General features: G+C 73.1%; 3 protein-coding genes and 1 pseudogene. 1 reads left to right on the forward strand and 3 read right to left on the reverse strand.

The window, feature by feature from the left end; genetic code table 11:
• From RIF68_RS36605 to RIF68_RS35505, 3 genes and pseudogenes are all read right to left on the reverse strand, one after another.
• Positions 1 to 223, reverse strand: a pseudogene (locus RIF68_RS36605) (hypothetical protein); the annotation flags it as partial.
• Positions 133 to 690, reverse strand: a complete 558-nt coding sequence (locus RIF68_RS36610; protein ID WP_375165796.1) for a transposase — start codon at positions 688 to 690, stop codon at positions 133 to 135. The pseudogene RIF68_RS36605 and the gene RIF68_RS36610, both read right to left, overlap by 91 nt.
• A gap of 99 nt (positions 691 to 789) precedes the next feature.
• Positions 790 to 1671, reverse strand: a complete 882-nt coding sequence (locus RIF68_RS35505; protein ID WP_309055722.1) for a fumarylacetoacetate hydrolase family protein — start codon at positions 1669 to 1671, stop codon at positions 790 to 792.
• 77 nt (positions 1672 to 1748) lie between these two features.
• Between RIF68_RS35505 and RIF68_RS35510 the strand changes: the two genes are divergently transcribed.
• Positions 1749 to 1932 (forward strand): hypothetical protein (locus tag RIF68_RS35510; protein ID WP_309055724.1); only part of this gene is annotated, 184 nt, incomplete at its 3' end.

Here is a 1932-nt window from a genome sequence, read left to right on the forward strand (position 1 = left end):
CAGGCCGGCGTAGCGCCCGCGGTACGCGGCCAGGGCACGGGTGAGCCAGGCGTCGCCGTCGAACTGGACGTACGACCCGGCACAGCGGGCGGTACTTCGTGTTCGACTTGTCCGCGGTGAAGTAGCGGCCGGTCAGGCCCGGAGCCTTGGCCGCAGCCAGGTCGGGGACGGTGGTGCGGTGCCGGCGGCGCAACCGGACCCCTTCGATCCCGGACTCCCGCATGATCCTGGCGACCTGTGGTTGACCGCCTCACCGTTCGTCTCGCGGAGCCCGGCGGTGATCCTTGGGGTTCCGTAAGTGCCGTCCGATTTCTGGTGCACCGCCCGTATCCGGGCGGCCAACTGTGCGTCGGCTGCCCGCCGGGCAGCCCGGTCCCCGTCGTCGCTGGGGCTGAGCGCGAGGCGGTTCGCGCGGTAGGAGCGGAGGTGAGCTGGCCAGGGGGCCGACCGCGCACGGCTGTATGGACCCGTGCGGGATCCCTGAGCCGGATCGTGACCGTGATCGGTCGGCGTTTTCGCCTGGCCCGCACCGTTCAGGGCGTGCGGGACTGCTGCCGCTCGGCGGTCGGCCCGATACCTTGCGGGTACCGCATGCTCCGGTGGCACTGCGGCCGAGAGCCGCGCGTCGGCTCCTGCGGCACCGGGAGTTCGGCCTCCGGTCGACGCCCCTTCCCGTCCCGTGGCCGGCACGCCGGTCAGCGCGGTGCGCGGCCGTCGCCCCGGTGTGCCGGCCGATCGCGTTCTTGCGCCCTCCTTCGTGTGGCCGGGGCCGCGGATGCGGCGGGCCGGTCAGCCCGTCTGCGCGGACGGTCGCGTGCTGACGGCCGCCACGCGTGCTTCGTTGCCGGTCACCGTGTTGCGCAGCCGTCCGATGCGCTCCACCTCGACCTCGACGGTGTCGCCGGGCTGGAGCAGCCACGGTGGCGTGCGGGCGTACCCGACGCCGGAGGGGGTGCCGGTGGCGAGCAGGTCGCCGGGGCGCAGGGTGAGGGTGCGGGAGATGTGGGCGAGTGTGTCGCCGACGCCGTACACCATGTCGGCGGTGCTGCCGTCCTGGACCACCTCGCCGTTGACGTAGGTGCGTAGTCGCAGCCCGTCCCGCAGGTCGCCCACCTCGGCGGCGGGGACGAGGGGTCCCAGCGGGCCGGAGCGGTCGCCGTTCTTGCCGAGGATCCACTGCGAGGTGAGTTTCTGGGCCCGGCGTGAGGTGAGGTCGTTGAACGCCGAGTAGCCGACGACCGCCGCCAGGGCCTCCTGCGGCGAGGCGTCCACGAGGGGGGCGCCGACCCACGCGACGATCTCGCCCTCCCAGTCGAGTCCGTCCTCCCCGGACGGCACGGGTACTTCGGCGCCGTCCACCGTGAGTGACTGGGTCCAGCGGGCGAACAGCGTGGGGTGGGCGGGGAGTTCACGGTCGCGGAAGGAGCCTTCGGCGACGTGTTCGAGGTAGTTCAGGCCGACGCAGATCACCCGGGCGTCCGGCAGCACCGGCGGGACCAGTTCTCCTGCGGACACGGCGACGGCGGGTTCGCCGGGCCCACGGGCGAGGTGGCCGCGGGGATCGGACCAGAACTCCTCCAGCCCGGCCAGCACCGTCACCTCGTGTCCGTCCGGTGAGAGGCATCCGACCTCGGTCGCGGTGCCCTGCCTGCGGAATCCGACCACGCGCATGTGCCGTCTCCTGTCGACGCAACCTTCGAAGGTGAAACCCTTTAAAGGTTCGGAGGTTTTGTGTTTCCATGGCGACTATGCCTGACAACAACGGCGAGGGACAAGGCGCCGGCTCGACCGACGGCTCCGCGAGCTTCCGGCACCCGGGGGCCGGCCTGCCGGCCGGCGGCGCGCGGACCCGGGCGGAGCGGCTGGCCGAGGCGCTCGACGCCCGCATCCGCAGCGGCGGGCTGGCGGCCGGGGACCCGGTCGGCACGCTGG

This window comes from Streptomyces sp. (assembly GCF_031178505.1).
GTDB lineage: Bacteria > Actinomycetota > Actinomycetes > Streptomycetales > Streptomycetaceae > Streptomyces > Streptomyces gulbargensis.